The organism is Arthrobacter sp. Leaf141 (assembly GCF_001424565.1).
Taxonomy (GTDB): domain Bacteria; phylum Actinomycetota; class Actinomycetes; order Actinomycetales; family Micrococcaceae; genus Arthrobacter.
Map to the genome: position 1 here is coordinate 762,352 of NZ_LMOL01000005.1, position 15,762 is coordinate 778,113.

Below are 15,762 nucleotides of genomic sequence, written 5' to 3' on the forward strand. Positions count from 1 at the left end.
GCTCCTGTAGACTGAAGCCCTTATGGACAGTAAATCTAGGTGCCGGCCTGGGGGCTGTCAGCGGAGCATTAAGAGCAGCACCGCGCAGTCCACCCGCAGAGCCGGCAAACCCCGAACACGTTCCCATTCCCCAGCGGCCCAGCAGCCGTCCGGGACCCGCCAGGGCAGGTCGGCAACAGCTGACCATCCCCCTCCGGCCAGGCCGTTGTTCCGGCCCAGGGCTTCGCGGTTTTGCCGCGCTACGCAGGCCCGCCGGGCGGGATGCTGAGTGGAATGGATTTTCCTTGCAGCAGGCTTGCTGCTGATCGCCGGGACCGGGTTCTTTGTCGCCGTCGAGTTTTCCCTGATCGCCCTGGACCAGCCCACCGTCCAGCGCGCCGTTGACAACGGCGACACCGGCGCCGTGCCCCTTCTTGCGTGCCTGAAATCGCTGTCGACGCAGCTCTCCAGCTGCCAGCTGGGCATCACCCTCACGACGCTCCTCACGGGCTACGTGATGGAACCATCGGTGGGCAAACTCCTGGAAGGCCCGCTGGCCGCCGTCGGACTTCCCGACGTTGCCGTGGCCTCCATTTCGCTGGCCCTGGCCATGGTGCTTGCCACCCTGCTGTCCATGCTGCTGGGCGAACTGGTGCCCAAGAACATGGCCATTGCGCTCTCCTTCCAGGTGGGCAAGGCCCTGGCCCGTCCGCAACTGATGTTCACGGCCGTGTTCAAGCCGGCGATTGTGGTGCTCAACGGATTCTCCAACAAAGTCCTCAACGTTTTCGGGCTCGAGGCCAAGGAGGAAATCTCCGGCGCCCGCACCCCCTCGGAGCTTGCCTCCCTGGTGCGCCGCTCGGCGGCCATGGGAACGCTCGACGCCGGGACGGCAAACTTCGTTGCCCGCACCCTGAACTTTTCCACGCGGACGGCGGCGGATGTTATGACGCCCCGGATCCGGGTGGAAACCATCGACGCCAGCCAGCCCGTCTCTGACATTGTGGACGCCGCGCGCCGGACCGGGTACTCCCGGTTTCCGGTGATCGGCGATTCGGCGGATGACATCAGGGGCCTGGTCCACGTCAAAAAAGCCGTGGCAGTGCCCTGGGACCGGCGGCACAAACTCGAAGCCGGTGCCATCATGACCGAGGTGTTGCGGGTACCCGAGACCATCCATCTCGACGCGCTCCTCGCCGAACTGCGCGAGGGGAACCTTCAACTGGCAGTGGTCCTGGACGAATACGGCGGCACAGCCGGCATCGCCACCCTCGAGGACCTCGTGGAGGAAATCGTGGGGGAGGTGGCCGACGAGCACGACAAGGTCCGCCCCGGTCTGCTGCAGAGCGCATCGGGGGACTGGTACTTCCCGGGCCTGCTCCGGCCCGATGAACTTTCCGAACAGGTCCCCGGGCTGACCGTCCCTGACGAAGCAGCCTACGAAACTGTTGGCGGTTACGTGATGAGCGAGCTGGGCCGGATTGCCACCGTGGGAGACACCGTGCCCGTGGGTGGCGGCGTCCTGAGCGTCACCAGGATGGACGGGCGCAGGATCGACCGGATCTGCTTCCGGCCGGCCGCCCCGGATCCCGAAGAGACCACCAACGACAGGAACCAGGCATGAGCGACTGGGCCGGAATACTTTGGCTGGCTGTCCTGCTGCTTGGCAACGCCTTTTTTGTGGCCGCTGAATTTGCCGTGATGTCAGCCCGCCGCAGCCAGATCGAACCGCTGGCCGAGGCAGGTTCCAAACGGGCGCAGACCACCCTGAAGGCCATGGAGAATGTCTCGCTGATGCTCGCCTGCGCCCAGCTGGGCATCACCGTGTGCTCCCTGCTGATCCTGCTGGTGGCCGAACCGGCCATCCACCACCTGCTGGCGGTGCCCATGGAGACGCTGGGCGTTCCCATGGAGGTCGCTGACGTTGCCGCGTTTGTGGTGGCGCTGATGCTGGTGACGTTCCTGCACGTGACCTTCGGCGAGATGGTGCCCAAAAACATTTCCGTTTCCGCCGCGGACAAGGCAGCCCTGTTCCTGGCGCCGCCGCTGATGTTTATTGCCCGGCTGGTCAATCCCGTCATCTCGGTCCTCAACTGGTCCGCCAACCACATCCTGAAGCTGCTCCGGATCGAGCCCAAGGATGAGGTGACGTCCTCCTTCACCCTTGAGGAGGTGCAGTCGATCGTCCAGGAGTCCACCCGCCATGGGCTGGTGGATGACGACGCCGGCCTCATCACCGGGGCACTGGAGTTCTCCGAACACACGGCGCAGGACATCATGGTGCCGCTGGGTGAACTGGTGATGCTTAAAGCAGCCACCACCCCCGTGGAGTTCGAGAAGGCTGTCAGCAGGACCGGGTTCTCCCGGTTCCCCATGCTGGACGACGAAGACCTGCTTTACGGCTACCTGCACGTAAAAGATGTGCTCTCCATCCCCGAGTCGGCGTACGGCGAAGCCATCGCCGAAAGCCGGGTCAGGTCGTTGGCCAACCTGGCCCTCGACGACGAGATCGAAAAGGCGATGTCCGTTATGCAGCGCACCGGGTCGCACCTGGCCCGCGTGATCGGCCCCGACGGGAACACCAGGGGTGTCCTGTTCCTTGAGGATGTGATTGAACAGCTCGTGGGCCAGATCCGTGATGCCACGCAGGCAACGGGCATCCGCCGGTTGGGCCAGCCCAACGGGGCCTGACCGGCCCCGCCCGGCGTCCGCAGCGTATACCTAAATAGGAATCATTCCTATTTAGGTATACGCTGGACGGGTTGTCCTCTCCTCCTGATTGAAGGTTTTTTCGTGCGCCGTCCTGCCGCTGCCCACACTTCCCTCGCCGCCTTTGCCGGCCTTGGCCTCCTGCTGGCGGGCTGCGCCGCGCCGCAGGCTGCGACCGAGTCTGCGGCGGACGGGATTTCCGTGGTGGCCTCCACCAACGTCTACGGGGATATCGCCCAGGCCATCGGTGGGGACGCCGTCAGCGTCACGGCCATCATCAACAAAACCAGCCAGGACCCGCACTCCTACGAGGCCACGGCACAGGACAGGCTGGCGGTTTCCAAAGCAGACCTGGTGATCGAAAACGGTGGCGGCTACGACGACTTCGTCACAACCCTGACCAAGGACAGCAGCCTTGCCGACGGCAACATCCTGAACGCCGTGGACATCTCCGGACTGGACGATCACGGCGACGCGACGGCGGAGGCCACGGCAGGCGGCGCAGCCGACGCCGAAGACCATGACCACGACCACGGCGCCTTCAACGAACACGTCTGGTACAGCCTGCCTGCCATGGAGAAACTCGCGGACAGCATTGTTGCACGGCTCACCGAACTGGACCCCGGTTCGGCAGCCACGTTCGAGGCCAATGCCGCATCCTTCAAATCCGCTGTGGAAAAACTCCACGGCAGCCTCGACGCCCTCAAGGGCGCCGGTGCCGGCAAGCAGGTTGCCGTCACCGAACCTGTGCCGCTCTACCTCCTGGCGGATGCAGGCTTGGAAAACGCCACCCCCGAGGAGTACACGGCCGCCATCGAGGAAGGCACGGACGTTCCGCCCGCTGTTCTCAAGGCGGCGACTGACCTGGTGTCAGCCAAGACGGTCCTGCTCCTTGCCTACAATGAGCAGACCGAGGGCCCGCAAACCGAAGCCCTGAAGAAGGCAGCCGAATCCGCAGGCGTACCGGTCGTTGACTTCAACGAGACGCTGCCTGAGGGCAAGACGTACCTGCAGTGGATGACGGACAATGTGGAGAAGATCAGCAAAATTCTGGAGAATAAATAGTTGAAACCCGCGGTCAGCCTCACCGGCGCCTCCCTCAAGTTCGGTCAGCGGGCGCTTTGGGAGGACCTGGACCTGGATATCAGGCCCGGGGAGTTCTTTGCTGTCCTGGGTCCGAATGGAAGCGGCAAAACCAGCTTCCTCAAGGTCCTGCTGGGCCTTCAGGACCTGCATCACGGAACGGCCACCCTTGGCGGTCACCCCGTGGAGCGCGGCAGCAACCTGATCGGCTACATCCCGCAGCAGAAATCCTTCGCCCCGGATGTTCCCATGCGTGCCCGGGACCTGGTTGGCCTGGGCGTGGACGGCCACCGCTGGGGATTCCGTTTCTCCGCAGCCAAAGTGAACCGCCGGATTGACGAGCTCCTGGAACTTGTCGGGGCCACGGAATACGCCAAGGTACCCGTCGGCCAGCTCTCCGGCGGCGAGCAGCAACGGCTCCGCGTGGCCCAGGCCCTCGCCACGGACCCGCAGGTGCTGCTCTGCGACGAGCCATTGCTTTCCCTTGACCTGCACCACCAGCAGGCCGTGAGCGCGCTGATCAACAAGCAGTGCCATAAAAAGAACAGCGCAGTAGTGTTTGTGACCCACGAAATCAACCCCGTGATCGACTATGTGGACCGCGTCCTGTACCTGGCCGGCGGCCGGTTCCGGGTGGGCGCCCCCGAGGAGGTCATGACCACCGAGGTACTTTCCGACCTCTACGGCAGCCACGTCGAAGTGATTCATGCCAACGGCAGGATCGTGGTGGTGGGGCTCCCGGATGCCACCACGCACCATCACAGTGCCGGCCGGGAACTGGCAGGGGATGCCGCCTGATGGACCTCGACAGCATCCTCGGAGCCATCTTCAGCTTTGAAAACTACGGCGAACTGCTGGTCCTGGTCCAGAACTCCATCTGGGCCGGTGCCGTCCTGGGCCTCCTGGGCGGGCTGGTGGGAACGTTTGTGATGAAGCGCGACCTGGCCTTTGCAGTGCACGGCATCTCCGAACTGTCCTTCGCCGGGGCAGCCTTCGCGCTGCTGATCGGTACGGACGTGGTTTTCGGTTCGCTGATCGGCTCCGTCGCCGCCGCGCTGCTCCTGGGCCTGATGGGGGTCCGTGCCCGGGACAAAAACTCAATCATCGGCGTCATCATGCCGTTCGGCCTGGGGCTGGGCATCCTGTTCCTCTCGCTGTACGAGGGCCGTGCCGCCAATAAATTCGGTTTGCTGACCGGCCAGATCGTGTCCGTGGACACCGTCCAGCTGCAGGCCCTGGCCGGGACCGCCGTGGTGGTGATGCTGGCGCTTTTTGCGATCTGGCGTCCGCTGAACTTCGCCAGTGTGGACCCCGAGCTGGCGGAGGCCCGCGGTGTTCCCGTCAGGACACTGGCACTGGTGTTTATGGTGCTGCTGGGCATCAGCGTTGCCTTGTCCATCCAGGTGGTGGGTGCCTTGTTGGTCCTCGCCCTGCTGATCACCCCTGCGGCCGCGGCCTTGCGGGTGACCTCAAGCCCGGTGGCCGTGGTGCTGCTGAGCGTGGCGTTCGCGGTGGTGGCCACCGTGGGCGGGATCCTGCTGGCGCTGGGCGGCCGGATCCCCATCAGCCCCTACGTGACCACGCTGTCGTTCCTGATTTATGCCGTGTGCCGGGGGATCGGCGCTTTCCGGGCCCGCAGGGGGCTCAACGGCCGCGTACTGCAGAGCGCCTGAATTGCTGCCGGGTCGTGCTACAGCAGGCCGGCGGCCTTGAGGCTGGTGCAGTCCGGGCACAGCCCAAAGATTTCCACCGTGTGGGCCACTTCCGTATAGCCGTGCACCGCTGCGGTCCGGGTGGCCCAGGTTTCAACGGCCGGGGCCTCCACCTCCACAGCCTTGCCGCAGTTGCGGCACAGCAGGTGGTGGTGGTGGCCGGTGACCGCGCAGCGGCGGTACACCGCTTCGCCGTCGCCGTTGCGGAGCACATCCACGAGGCCCTCGTCAGCGAGGGACTGCAGGATCCGGTAGGCGGTGGCCAGCGAGACCGAATCGCCCTGGTTCTGCAGGATCCGGTACAGCTCCTGCGTGCTGACAAAATCACTGAGCGTGTCCAGGGCGGCGCTGACCGCCTTACGCTGTTTGGTCACGCGTTGTTCCTTGCCCCCACTGGCCGGCGGCGGCGGCGGGGTGGTGGCGTCAGCCTGGGCTCCGAACGGCATGGAGGGACTGCCTTTCCGTGGGGATGGGTGCAACGCTAAAGATTACCAGCCGCGGCGTCGTGGACAGGGTGCTGACCGGACCCTAGGCTGGCCGGATGAAGCTGACGAAATATACGCACGCCTGTGTCCGGCTCGAAAAGGACGGCCGGGTGCTGGTCCTTGATCCCGGCACGTTCTCCGAGACCGACCAGGCGCTGGCCGGCGCCGAAGCTATCCTGGTGACCCACGAACACCCTGACCATATTGATATGGCGGCAGTGGTTGAGGTGCTCAACGGCCCTGGCGCCCCGGCTGTCCACGCCCCGGCGGGAGTGGCGGAGAAACTGCGCGCCGAAGCACCCGGCGCCGCCGGAGCCATCCACACGGTGGATCCCGGCAGCACCTTTGAAGCAGCAGGCTTTGCCATCAGCAGTTTCGGCGGCCAGCACGCCCTGATCCACCCCCAGATTCCGGTGGTGGCCAACATCGGCTACCTGGTGGACGGGAACGTCTACCACCCGGGGGATTCCTTCATCATCCCGGACGGGATCAGCGTCAAGACGCTGCTGGTGCCGCTGCACGCGCCCTGGTCCAAAATGTCCGAGGTGGTGGACTTCGTGATCGGTGTCCGGGCTCCGCAGGTGTACCAGATCCACGACGGGCTGCTCAACGCTGCCGGCCTGAAGATCGTGGAGACGCAGGTACAGCGGCTCGGCGCGAAATACGGCGTCACCTACACGCACCTTGAGCCGGGCGAGTCGGTGGAGGCCTAAACCGGCCAGGCGCCCGTCTCGAAGAACTCTGCGAGGATGGCTTCGTGGGGCGCCGGGTCCAGGCCCTGGGCCGCCAGCCAGGCAGGGTTGTAGTAGTTGCCCGCGTAGCGTTCGCCGCCGTCACACATCAGGGTGACAACGCTGCCGGTGCGGCCTGCCGCGAGCATCCCGGCCACCGTCTGCCAGACTCCCCAGAGGTTGGTTCCGGTGGAGGGCCCGGCGGCGAACCCCGTTAGGGTCCGCAGGTGCCGCATCGCGGCGACGGATGCCGCGTCCGGGACCTGGATCATGGCATCGATCACGGACGGCACAAAGCTGGGTTCCATCCTGGCGCGGCCGATTCCTTCGATGCGGGACGGCAACCCGGCGGGATCGGCGGCGCCCCGCCAGCCGGGGAGGAACGCCGAGTTTTCCGGGTCCACCACCAGCAGCTGCGTGGAATGGTTGTTGTAGCGGAGGTACCGACCGATGGTGGCGCTGGTGCCGCCGGTCCCGGCGCCCACCACGATCCAGTCCGGCACCGGATGTTCCTCGAGCCGGAGCTGGCCGAAGATGGACTCGGCGATGTTGTTGTTCCCACGCCAATCGGTGGCCCGTTCGGCGTAGGTGAACTGGTCCATGTAGTGGCCGTTGCAGGTGGCCGCCACTTCCTCAGCAGTGGCGTAGACCTCCGCGGCGTGGTCCACCAGCAGGCAGGAGCCCCCGAACTGCTCGATCAGGGCGATTTTCTCTGCGCTGGTGCTGCGTGCCATTACGGCGATGAACGGGAGCTCCAGGAGCTGGGCGAAATAAGCCTCGGACACGGCGGTGCTGCCACTGGAGGCTTCAACGATGGTGGTGTCGGACCGGATCCAGCCGTTCACCAGGCCGAATAGGAACAGGGACCGGGCCAGCCGGTGCTTCAGGCTGCCGGAACGGTGGGTGGACTCGTCCTTGAGGTACAGACCGATGCCCCAGTGTTCCGGCAGCGGGACCGAGTAGAGGTGGGTATCGGCGGAGCGGTTGTTTTCCGCCGCGATCTTCCGGATGGCCGCGTCCGCCCATTCCCGGTCGCTGCTTTTCCTGCTGCCGTGGTCCGGGGCGCTGCCCTGCTCGATCTTCACCGCACCAGCCTACCTGCGGCGCGGCCCGCCCTTTAGAGTTGGAACCGAACGTCAAAGCACCGAAGGAGCCCCATGGAACCCCTGATGGATGTGGACCGGCTGGCCGGCCGCCTTGCCGCCGGTGAGCGGACGGTCCTCCTCGATGTGCGCTGGGCGCTGGGCGACCCCCACGGCCGTGACCACTACCTGGCCGAGCACCTGCCGGGTGCGGTATTTGTGGACCTCGCCGCCGAGCTTGCCGATCCGGCAGCGGAAGGCCGGGGCCGGCACCCGCTGCCGGAGGCGCGGGCATTCCAGGACGCCGTCAGGGGTTGGGGCCTGCGGTCCGGGGACGTGGTGGTGGCGTACGACGACAGCGGCAACATGGCCGCGGCCCGCTTGTGGTGGCTGCTTCGGGACGCCGGGATTGCCACCGTTTTCCTGCTCGACGGCGGCCTGGCCGCCTGGCGCGCGGCGGGGCTCCCGCTCGCCGCCGGTCCGGTGGTACCGGAACCGGGCGACATTGACCTTGCGGCGGATGCAATGCCCGTCCTGGACGCCGCTGCGGCTGCGGAGTGGCCTGACCGCGGCCTGCTCCTGGATGCGCGGGCCGGGGAACGCTACCGCGGTGATGTGGAACCCGTCGACCCGCGCGCCGGCCACATCCCCGGGGCCGTCAGTGCGCCGGCGGCGGCGAACTTGGCGGCCAACGGGCTCTTCCTGCCGGCCGCGGACCTGCGCCGCCGGTTCGAGGCGCTGGGCGCGCGGGACGGCGTGCCGGTGGCTGTCTACTGCGGCTCCGGTGTTACCGCAGCACACCAGGTGGCGGCCCTGGAACTGGCCGGCTTCAGCGCTGCCCTGTATCCGGGATCATTCTCGGAATGGTCCAACCGGCCGGACCTTCCCGTGGCCACCGGCCCGGAACCGGACGGGTCGGAACGGCAGCCAACTGGCAACGTGGGCGGCCGCGGGGGTAGCGTCGCACTATGACCCCAGGACGCCCCGTACCCCCGCCCCTCGCCCAAACCATCAACCCCGTTGCCGACGGCGGCGTGCTGGCCGCCGCCTATGGCGCCACGTCGGGGGACAGCGGCCTGGTCCCGCTCACCGTTGCGCGGCGGGCGCCCAAGGCGGACGACGTCGAAATCGCCATCGAGTACTGCGGGCTGTGCCATTCCGATGTGCACGCCACCCGGGGGGAGTGGGGCAACCAGTCCTATCCGCTGGTTCCCGGCCACGAGATCGTGGGCACCGTCAGCCGCGTCGGCGCCGACGTTACGGACTTCGCGGCCGGCGACCGTGTGGGGGTGGGGTGCATGGTGGACTCGTGCCGGGAATGCGGCAGCTGCCTGGACGGCCTGGAGCAATACTGCGAAAACGGCATGACCGGCACCTATGGAGCCAAGGACCGGCGCAACGGGGACACCGTCACGCAGGGCGGCTATGCCACCTCTGTGGTGGTGGACCGGCGCTACGTGCTGCGGGTGCCGGAATCGCTGGATCCGGCCGCCGTGGCCCCGCTGCTGTGCGCTGGTGTCACCACTTTTTCCCCGCTCCGCCATTTCGACGTCGAAGAGGGCGACGTGGTGGGTGTTGTGGGCCTCGGCGGACTGGGTCACATGGCCGTCAAACTGGCCAAGGCCATGGGCGCAAAGGTGGTGGTTTTCACCACCTCCGAAGCCAAGGCGCCCGCAGCCCTGGAGCTCGGCGCGGACGACGTGGTCCTGTCGCGGGACCCTGCCGCAATGGCTGCGGCGGACCGTACCATCGACCTGATCATCGACACCGTGGCCGCACCCCACGACCTGAACCCCTTCTTCCGGACGCTGCGCGTGGACGGGGCCCTGTTCCAGCTGGGCCTGCCGTCCGAGGCCATGCCGCCGGTCAACCCGGGCGCGCTCATCCGCCGCCGGATTGCCTATGCCGGCTCCCTGATCGGCGGAATCGCCGAAACCCAGGAGATGCTGGACTTCTGCGCCGAACACGGCGTGGTGGCGGACATCGAACTGGTGGGCGCGGACCAGCTGAATGAGGCCTACCACCGGATGGTGGCCGGCGACGTGAAATACCGGTTTGTGCTGGACACCAGCACCCTGCAGGCACCCGCCAAGGAGGCAGACGCGTGAGCACGCTGTTCACCAAAATCATCAACGGCGAGATTCCGGGCCGCTTCGTCTGGCGCGAAGCCGATGTCGCCGCCTTCCTCACCACCGGGCCGCTTGCAGACGGCCACACCCTGGTGGTCCCCACCGAAGAAGTGGACCGGTGGACCGACGCGTCACCGGAAACCCTGGCCCGGGTCATGGAGGTTGCGCGCCGCATTGGTGCGGTCCAGGTGGACCTCTTCGGCGCCCCCCGGGCCGGCCTGCTGGTGGCCGGTTACGAGATCAACCACCTCCACGTCCATGTGTGGCCGTCCCGCAGCATGGCGGACTACGACTTCGGCTCCGTGGACCAGAACCCGGATCCGGTGGCACTGGATGGGCACGCGGCGAAACTCCGCCAGGGCCTCCGCGACGCCGGGTACGGCGCCGCGGTGCCGGGGGAACCGGGCTAAGCCGGGGCGAGTGCCTTGTTGAGCACGGCACGGATGCGTTTTTCCGAGACGGAGTAGGCGGTACCCAGCTCCACCGCAAACAGGCTGACCCGCAGTTCCTCGATCATCCAGCGCACCTGGGTTAATTCGTGCCCGGCGCGCCGGCCCGGCAGGAGGGCGGACACGGTGTCGTCGTAATCGTCCTCCAGCCGCTGGACCGCAGCCATCCCCAGCGCATCCCGCTGCACGTTGCCCGGGAGGCGTTCCAGGCGTTTCTCGATCGCAGCCAGGTAGCGCGGGAGCTGGCTGAGCTGGGAGTAGCCCGTGCGTGCCACAAAGCCGGGATGGACCAGGTTCTCCAGCTGGCTCCGGATGTCATTGAGGGCGCTGATGAGGGCCAGGCTGGTGGTGCCCTTCAGCTGCTTCTCGATCCGGCGGGCGCTGGCCAGGATCCGTTCCACCACGGACGTGACGCTGAAGACGGTGTCGATCAGCTCGGCCCGCACGGTCTCATACAGCGCGTCGAAGGCTGCCCGGTCCCACGGCAGCTGGGCGGGGACCAGCTTGTCGATGGCTGCCAGGGCGCAGTCTGCGATCAGCGCCGTGACCGAGCCGTGCGGGTTCTGGCTGAACGTGAGCTTCTCGGTGTTGCTCAAGTGTTCGAGGACGTAGCGGTCGGGTGCCGGGACGCGCAGGGCCAGCAACCTGATGACGCCGCCCCGCATGGCAGCCTGCTGCTCGGCCGGAGTCTGGAACACGCGGAGGGACACTGACGTCCCCTGGTCCACCAGGGCGGGAAAGCCAGTTACAGTGTGGCCTTTGACCATGCTGCTGACCTGCTGCTGGAGGGTCCCCACCGACCACTCAACCAATCCGGTCTGTTCGGCGAAGCCGCCGGGCACCTGCCCCCGCCCCCCGGCAGCGGCTGTGCCGGCGTCGGGCCCTGTGCCGTTGCGTTTGACCTTTCCCCCGGCGGCAGGACCGGTTGTCGCAGGGGTGGCGCCGAGGGACTCGGCGATGGCACGCCGGGTGGCCGGTGCCAGCCGTTCCTGGAGCGCCGGCAGGTCCTTGCCCTCCTCCAGCACCTTGCCTTTGCTGTCCACCACCTTGAAGCTCACGCGCAGGTGAGGGGGAACGGCGTCCCAGTTCCACGATCCCGGCGGGATGACAGCACCGCGGAGCCGCCGGAGGGCCAGTTCGAGGGAGGCTTCGAGGTCATCCGCCGCCGGGTCGAAGTCGGCTTCGAGGACGGCTACCGTTTGGCGGGCGACGTCAGGAGCAGGCACGAAGTTTTTCCGGACCTGCTTGGGCAGCGACTTGATCAGGGCCGTTACCAGCTCCACACGTTGGCCCGGAATAAGCCACCGGAAGGGGGCGTCGTCGAGCTGGTTCAGGAAAAGGACCGGCACTTCTGCCGTCACGCCGTCGGACGGGTTGGGCGCAGAACCGGGAGCCACCGGGTGGAACTCGTAGCTCAGCGGCAGGTCGAATCCCTTGTGCAGCCAGGACTTGGGGTAGGCGGAATCGTCCAGGTCATCGGCGTCGTTGCTGATCAGCAACGACTTGTCATAGTCCAGCAGGTCCGGCTGCTCCCGGCGGGCGTCCTTCCACCACTTGTCGAAGTGCCGTTCGGAGACCACCTCAGCGCCGATCCGCGCGTCGTAGAACTCAAAAAGCGTCTCGTCATCCACCATGAGGTCCCGGCGGCGCATCCGCGCTTCCAGTTCCTCCACCTCGTGCAGGAGGGCCCGGTTGCGGTGGAAGAACTTGTGCTGGGTTTTCCAGTCGCCTTCCACCAGCGCATGGCGGATGAACAGCTCGCGGGCCAGGACCGGATCCACCCGGCCGTAGTTGATCTTCCGCTGGGCGATGATCGGTACCCCGTAGAGGGTGACCTTTTCGTAGGCCATCACCGAGCCCTGCCTGGTGGACCAGTGCGGCTCGCTGTAGCTGCGCTTCACCAGGTCCGGTGCCACCTGTTCCGCCCACAGCGGATCAAAGCGGGCTGCCACGCGTGCCCAGAGGCGGCTGGTCTCCACCAGCTCGGCGGCCATCACGAACGTGGGGGACTTCTTGAACAGCGCAGACCCGGGGAAAATCGCGAACCGGCTGCCCCGGGCGCCCGCGTATTCGCGCTTGCGTTCGTCCAGGATGCCGATGTGGCTCAGCAGGCCGGACAGCAGGCTGATGTGGATGCCTTCGTGGTTGCCCACGGGATCCACCTCGCGATTGTTGTCCAGGCTGATGCCCAGGGGGCGGGCCAGCTGGCGCAGCTGCGCGAAGAGGTCCTGCCACTCGCGGACGCGCAGGTAGTTGATGAACTCGTTGCGGCACAGGCGCCGGAATGCTGAGGAGGAGAGCTCCTGCTGCTTCTCCTGCAGGTAATTCCAGAGGTTCAGGAACCCGGTGAAATCCGAATTCTCGTCCTTGAACCGGTTGTGCTTTTCGGCCGCGAGCTGCTGCTTGTCGGTGGGCCGTTCCCGCGGGTCCTGGATGGTGAGCGCGGCTGCCAGGATCATGACTTCGCGGACGCAGCCACGTTTGCCGGCCTCCACAATCATCCTGCCCAGGCGGGGATCCACCGGCAACTGCGCCAGCTGGTGCCCGACGGCGGTCAGCCCGCCGCCCTTTGCACCGCCCTTTGCGCCGGCCGGCTGCGCCGCTGCCAGGGCGCCGAGTTCGCGGAGCAGGGTGACGCCGTCGTTGATGGCCCGCGACTCGGGCGGCTCCACGAAGGGAAACTCTTCAACGTCCTTGGGCCCGCGTGCCACACCCATGGCGGTCATCTGCAAAATGACCGCGGCAAGGTTGGTGCGCAGGATCTCAGGATCGGTGAAGAGGGGGCGGGACTCGAAGTCCTCCTCCGAGTACAGCCTGATGGCGATGCCGTCCGACACACGGCCGCACCGGCCCGAACGCTGGTTGGCGGATGCCTGCGAAACCCGTTCGATGGGCAGCCGCTGGACTTTGGTGCGGTGCGAGTAGCGGGAGATGCGGGCGGTGCCCGTGTCGATCACGTACTTGATGCCTGGCACTGTCAGCGAGGTTTCCGCCACGTTGGTGGCCAGGACAATGCGGCGTTTGGAACCCGGGTGGAACACCTTGTGCTGTTCCTGCAGGCTCAGCCGGGCAAACAGTGGCAGGACCTCGGTGCCCGCCAGCCTGCGGTTGGACTGGATCCGGGCCTGCAGCGCTTCTGCAGCGTCCCGGATTTCGCGTTCACCGGAGAAGAACACCAGGATGTCGCCGGGGGCCTCGGAAGCCAGTTCGTCCACAGCGTCGCAGACCGCGTCCAGCGGGTCCCGGTCCTCCTCGAGTTCATCGTCCGAGCCCTCGTCCTGGTCGTCCTTGGGCTGCGAGAGCGGCCGGTAGCGGATTTCCACCGGGAAGGTCCGGCCGGAGACCTCGATGATCGGTGCCGGCTGCTCCGGCGTGCCGAAATGGTTGGCGAACCGCTCTGGATCAATGGTGGCGGAGGTGATGATGACCTTCAGGTCCGGGCGCTGCGGCAGGATCCGCCGCAGGTAGCCCAGGATGAAGTCGATGTTCAGGCTGCGCTCATGCGCTTCATCGATGATGATCGCGTTGTATTTGCGCAGCAGCTTGTCGCGCTGGATCTCGGCCAGCAGGATGCCGTCCGTCATCAGCTTGACCTTGGTGTTGCGGCTGACTTCACCGGTGAAGCGGACCTGGAAGCCCACTTCCTGGCCGATGTCCACGCCCAGTTCCTCCGCAATGCGTTCGGCCACCGTGCGTGCCGCCAGCCGCCGGGGCTGGGTATGGCCGATCAGGCCGTTCTCGCCCAGGCCCAGTTCAAGGCACATTTTGGGGATCTGGGTGGTCTTTCCGGAACCGGTCTCGCCGGCAATGATTGTCACCTGGTTGGCGGCAATGGCGGCCATCAGGTCGTCGCGGCGCTCGGAAACCGGCAGCTCGGCGGGATAGGAAATATGAAAAGTCATGGCTGCTGACAGTCTACTGCCGCAGCCGGGCCGCCCAGGGGCCGGTCCGGACCCCGGACGTCAGAAGAGGCGGCTGGTGTGGCTGGAACTGGGCAGTTCCAAGGCTGACCAGTCCAGGCGGGAGTCGATGCGGGGCAAGTGACCACGACCGTCGTGGAGGATCGCGGCAACCGTGGCTGCCACGACCAGGAGGACAGAAACGATGAGGATGCTGACGAAGATTTCCATGTCTTCATCGTGATCCCGGGCCGGCAGCAAAAACAGTGGCAGAAACGACCAAAAAGCGTAAATTACTGCCACACTGGAAATATGCTCAAAACAGTGGCAGTCATTGTGGTGTCTAACGTTTCGATGTTCGAGTTCGGCACCGCCTGCGAGGTGTTCGGCATCGACCGGTCCCGGCGGGGCAACGGCGTTCCCGCTTTCGATTTCCGGGTGTGCACGCCCGTCCCGGGCAGCGTGACACTCGAATCCGGGCTTTCCATGAATGTGGAGCTTGGCCTGGACGCCACCCTGGACGCCGACCTCGTCATCATGACCCCTTATGGCGGGGACGCGGAACTGCCGGAGCCGGTGCTCGCGGCCCTGCGCGCCGCAGATAAGAGGGGCGCCTGGGTGATGTCGATCTGCTCGGCTGTGTTCGCGCTTGCCAGGGCAGGGCTGCTGGCGGACCGGCGGTCCACCACGCATTGGCGGCATTCGCAGGAGCTGGCCACCTCCTATCCCGGCGTTGAGGTGGACGAAAACGTGCTCTACGTCCAGGACGGGAACATCATTTCCTCTGCCGGCACGGCTGCGGGAATCGATGCCTGCCTGCATCTTGTCCGGGTGGAACTCGGGGCCCAGGTGGCCGCCGCGATCGCCCGGGACATGGTGGTACCGCCACACCGGGACGGCGGCCAGGCCCAGTTCATCGAGCGGCCCATCCCCACCTGCGGCTCGGCACCCATGGCCGAACTCCTGCGCTGGATGGTGGGCAACCTGGACCGGGAACACTCCGTCAACGACCTTGCCGCCCAGGTGCACATGTCCGCCCGTACCTTTGCCCGCCGGTTCCGCTCGGAAACGGGCGCGACGCCCGCTGCCTGGCTGAATTCCCAGCGTGTGCTCCGTGCGCAGGAGCTGCTTGAGTCAACGGACCTGAACATCGACGAGGTGGCCAGGCAATCCGGTTTTGGCCACCCGGTGCTGCTGCGGCACCACTTCGCCAAGGTCCTCGATACCAGTCCGCAGTCCTACCGGCGGGCGTTCCGCGGCCAGCTGGCAGGCGTGGGCTGAGCGGACCGCTCAGGCGGGGTCGGTACCCGGCTCGGCGCGGGCTTCTTCGGCGGCGGCCCGGGCGCTGTCCACCAGGATCCGCCACGGGCCGGTAACCGCCCGTTCCGGCAGGGCCGCACGCCGCTGGCCGGCGCGGATGGAGTAAATGAAACGGTCAGGCACGGCGTCTGAAAACGCCTGCGCTGCCGCGCGCGTGGTCCTGGGCACTGCGTCCCAGGGGCAT

14 protein-coding genes and 1 pseudogene are annotated in these 15,762 nt (G+C 66.5%); 10 read left to right on the forward strand and 5 right to left on the reverse strand.

Annotated features, from left to right (window positions below):
- Nucleotides 1-268 precede the first annotated feature (268 nt).
- From ASF72_RS06035 to ASF72_RS06055, 5 genes are all read left to right on the forward strand, one after another.
- Nucleotides 269-1,603, forward strand: a complete 1,335-nt coding sequence (locus ASF72_RS06035; protein ID WP_050685656.1) for a hemolysin family protein — start codon at nucleotides 269-271, stop codon at nucleotides 1,601-1,603.
- The gene (locus ASF72_RS06040) at nucleotides 1,600-2,670 is read left to right on the forward strand and encodes a hemolysin family protein (RefSeq protein WP_050685657.1); all 1,071 of its coding nucleotides are present in this window, start codon (nucleotides 1,600-1,602) and stop codon (nucleotides 2,668-2,670) included. The genes ASF72_RS06035 and ASF72_RS06040 overlap by 4 nt, the downstream gene beginning before the upstream one ends.
- A gap of 102 nt (nucleotides 2,671-2,772) precedes the next feature.
- Complete coding sequence (locus ASF72_RS06045) at nucleotides 2,773-3,753, forward strand: metal ABC transporter solute-binding protein, Zn/Mn family (RefSeq protein WP_056597227.1); 981 nt, start codon at nucleotides 2,773-2,775, stop codon at nucleotides 3,751-3,753.
- Nucleotides 3,754-4,569, forward strand: coding sequence for a metal ABC transporter ATP-binding protein (locus tag ASF72_RS06050; RefSeq protein WP_050686840.1), 816 nt, complete (start codon nucleotides 3,754-3,756; stop codon nucleotides 4,567-4,569).
- Nucleotides 4,569-5,444, forward strand: a complete 876-nt coding sequence (locus tag ASF72_RS06055) for a metal ABC transporter permease (protein WP_056597230.1) — start codon at nucleotides 4,569-4,571, stop codon at nucleotides 5,442-5,444. The genes ASF72_RS06050 and ASF72_RS06055 overlap by 1 nt, the downstream gene beginning before the upstream one ends.
- Nucleotides 5,445-5,461: 17 nt before the next feature.
- Here the strand turns inward: ASF72_RS06055 and ASF72_RS06060 are convergent, their stop codons facing one another.
- Nucleotides 5,462-5,929 (reverse strand): Fur family transcriptional regulator, encoded by a 468-nt coding sequence (locus ASF72_RS06060; protein WP_056597232.1) that lies wholly within the window; start codon nucleotides 5,927-5,929, stop codon nucleotides 5,462-5,464.
- Nucleotides 5,930-6,024: 95 nt separating this feature from the next.
- Between ASF72_RS06060 and ASF72_RS06065 the strand changes: the two genes are divergently transcribed.
- Nucleotides 6,025-6,681 carry an MBL fold metallo-hydrolase gene (locus ASF72_RS06065; protein WP_050686834.1) on the forward strand — a complete coding sequence of 219 codons (657 nt, stop codon included), beginning with the start codon at nucleotides 6,025-6,027 and terminating at the stop codon, nucleotides 6,679-6,681.
- Here the strand turns inward: ASF72_RS06065 and ASF72_RS06070 are convergent.
- Nucleotides 6,678-7,784: a PLP-dependent cysteine synthase family protein gene (locus tag ASF72_RS06070; RefSeq protein WP_050686832.1), complete on the reverse strand. Its 1,107-nt coding sequence runs from the start codon at nucleotides 7,782-7,784 to the stop codon at nucleotides 6,678-6,680. The two genes, ASF72_RS06065 and ASF72_RS06070, sit on opposite strands and share 4 nt — an antisense overlap.
- A gap of 72 nt (nucleotides 7,785-7,856) precedes the next feature.
- On the opposite strand from ASF72_RS06070, the gene ASF72_RS06075 reads away from it, so the two are divergent.
- From ASF72_RS06075 to ASF72_RS06085, 3 genes are read left to right on the forward strand one after another with little or no spacing between them, the layout of a single operon-like run.
- Entirely contained in the window at nucleotides 7,857-8,753 is an 897-nt protein-coding gene (locus ASF72_RS06075; RefSeq protein WP_056597234.1) for a sulfurtransferase, read from the forward strand.
- Nucleotides 8,750-9,889 (forward strand): NAD(P)-dependent alcohol dehydrogenase, encoded by a 1,140-nt coding sequence (locus ASF72_RS06080; RefSeq protein ID WP_056597236.1) that lies wholly within the window; start codon nucleotides 8,750-8,752, stop codon nucleotides 9,887-9,889. Before ASF72_RS06075 ends, ASF72_RS06080 begins: the two co-directional genes overlap by 4 nt.
- Nucleotides 9,886-10,320: an HIT family protein gene (locus ASF72_RS06085; RefSeq protein WP_050686826.1), complete on the forward strand. Its 435-nt coding sequence runs from the start codon at nucleotides 9,886-9,888 to the stop codon at nucleotides 10,318-10,320. Before ASF72_RS06080 ends, ASF72_RS06085 begins: the two co-directional genes overlap by 4 nt.
- Here ASF72_RS06085 and hrpA read toward each other — a convergent pair.
- Together hrpA and ASF72_RS20695 are read right to left on the reverse strand one after the other, a co-directional pair.
- Nucleotides 10,317-14,261, reverse strand: a complete 3,945-nt coding sequence (hrpA, locus tag ASF72_RS06090) for an ATP-dependent RNA helicase HrpA (protein ID WP_056597238.1) — start codon at nucleotides 14,259-14,261, stop codon at nucleotides 10,317-10,319. The two genes, ASF72_RS06085 and hrpA, sit on opposite strands and share 4 nt — an antisense overlap.
- Nucleotides 14,262-14,321: 60 nt before the next feature.
- On the reverse strand, nucleotides 14,322-14,489 hold the full coding sequence (locus ASF72_RS20695) for a hypothetical protein (protein WP_164468841.1): 168 nt from the start codon (nucleotides 14,487-14,489) through the stop codon (nucleotides 14,322-14,324).
- An 81-nt stretch (nucleotides 14,490-14,570) separates the two neighbouring features.
- Between ASF72_RS20695 and ASF72_RS06095 the strand changes: the two genes are divergently transcribed.
- Nucleotides 14,571-15,539: a GlxA family transcriptional regulator gene (locus ASF72_RS06095; protein ID WP_050686824.1), complete on the forward strand. Its 969-nt coding sequence runs from the start codon at nucleotides 14,571-14,573 to the stop codon at nucleotides 15,537-15,539.
- A 9-nt stretch (nucleotides 15,540-15,548) separates the two neighbouring features.
- Here ASF72_RS06095 and ASF72_RS06100 read toward each other — a convergent pair.
- Nucleotides 15,549-15,762: pseudogene (locus tag ASF72_RS06100) on the reverse strand (protealysin inhibitor emfourin); the annotation flags it as partial.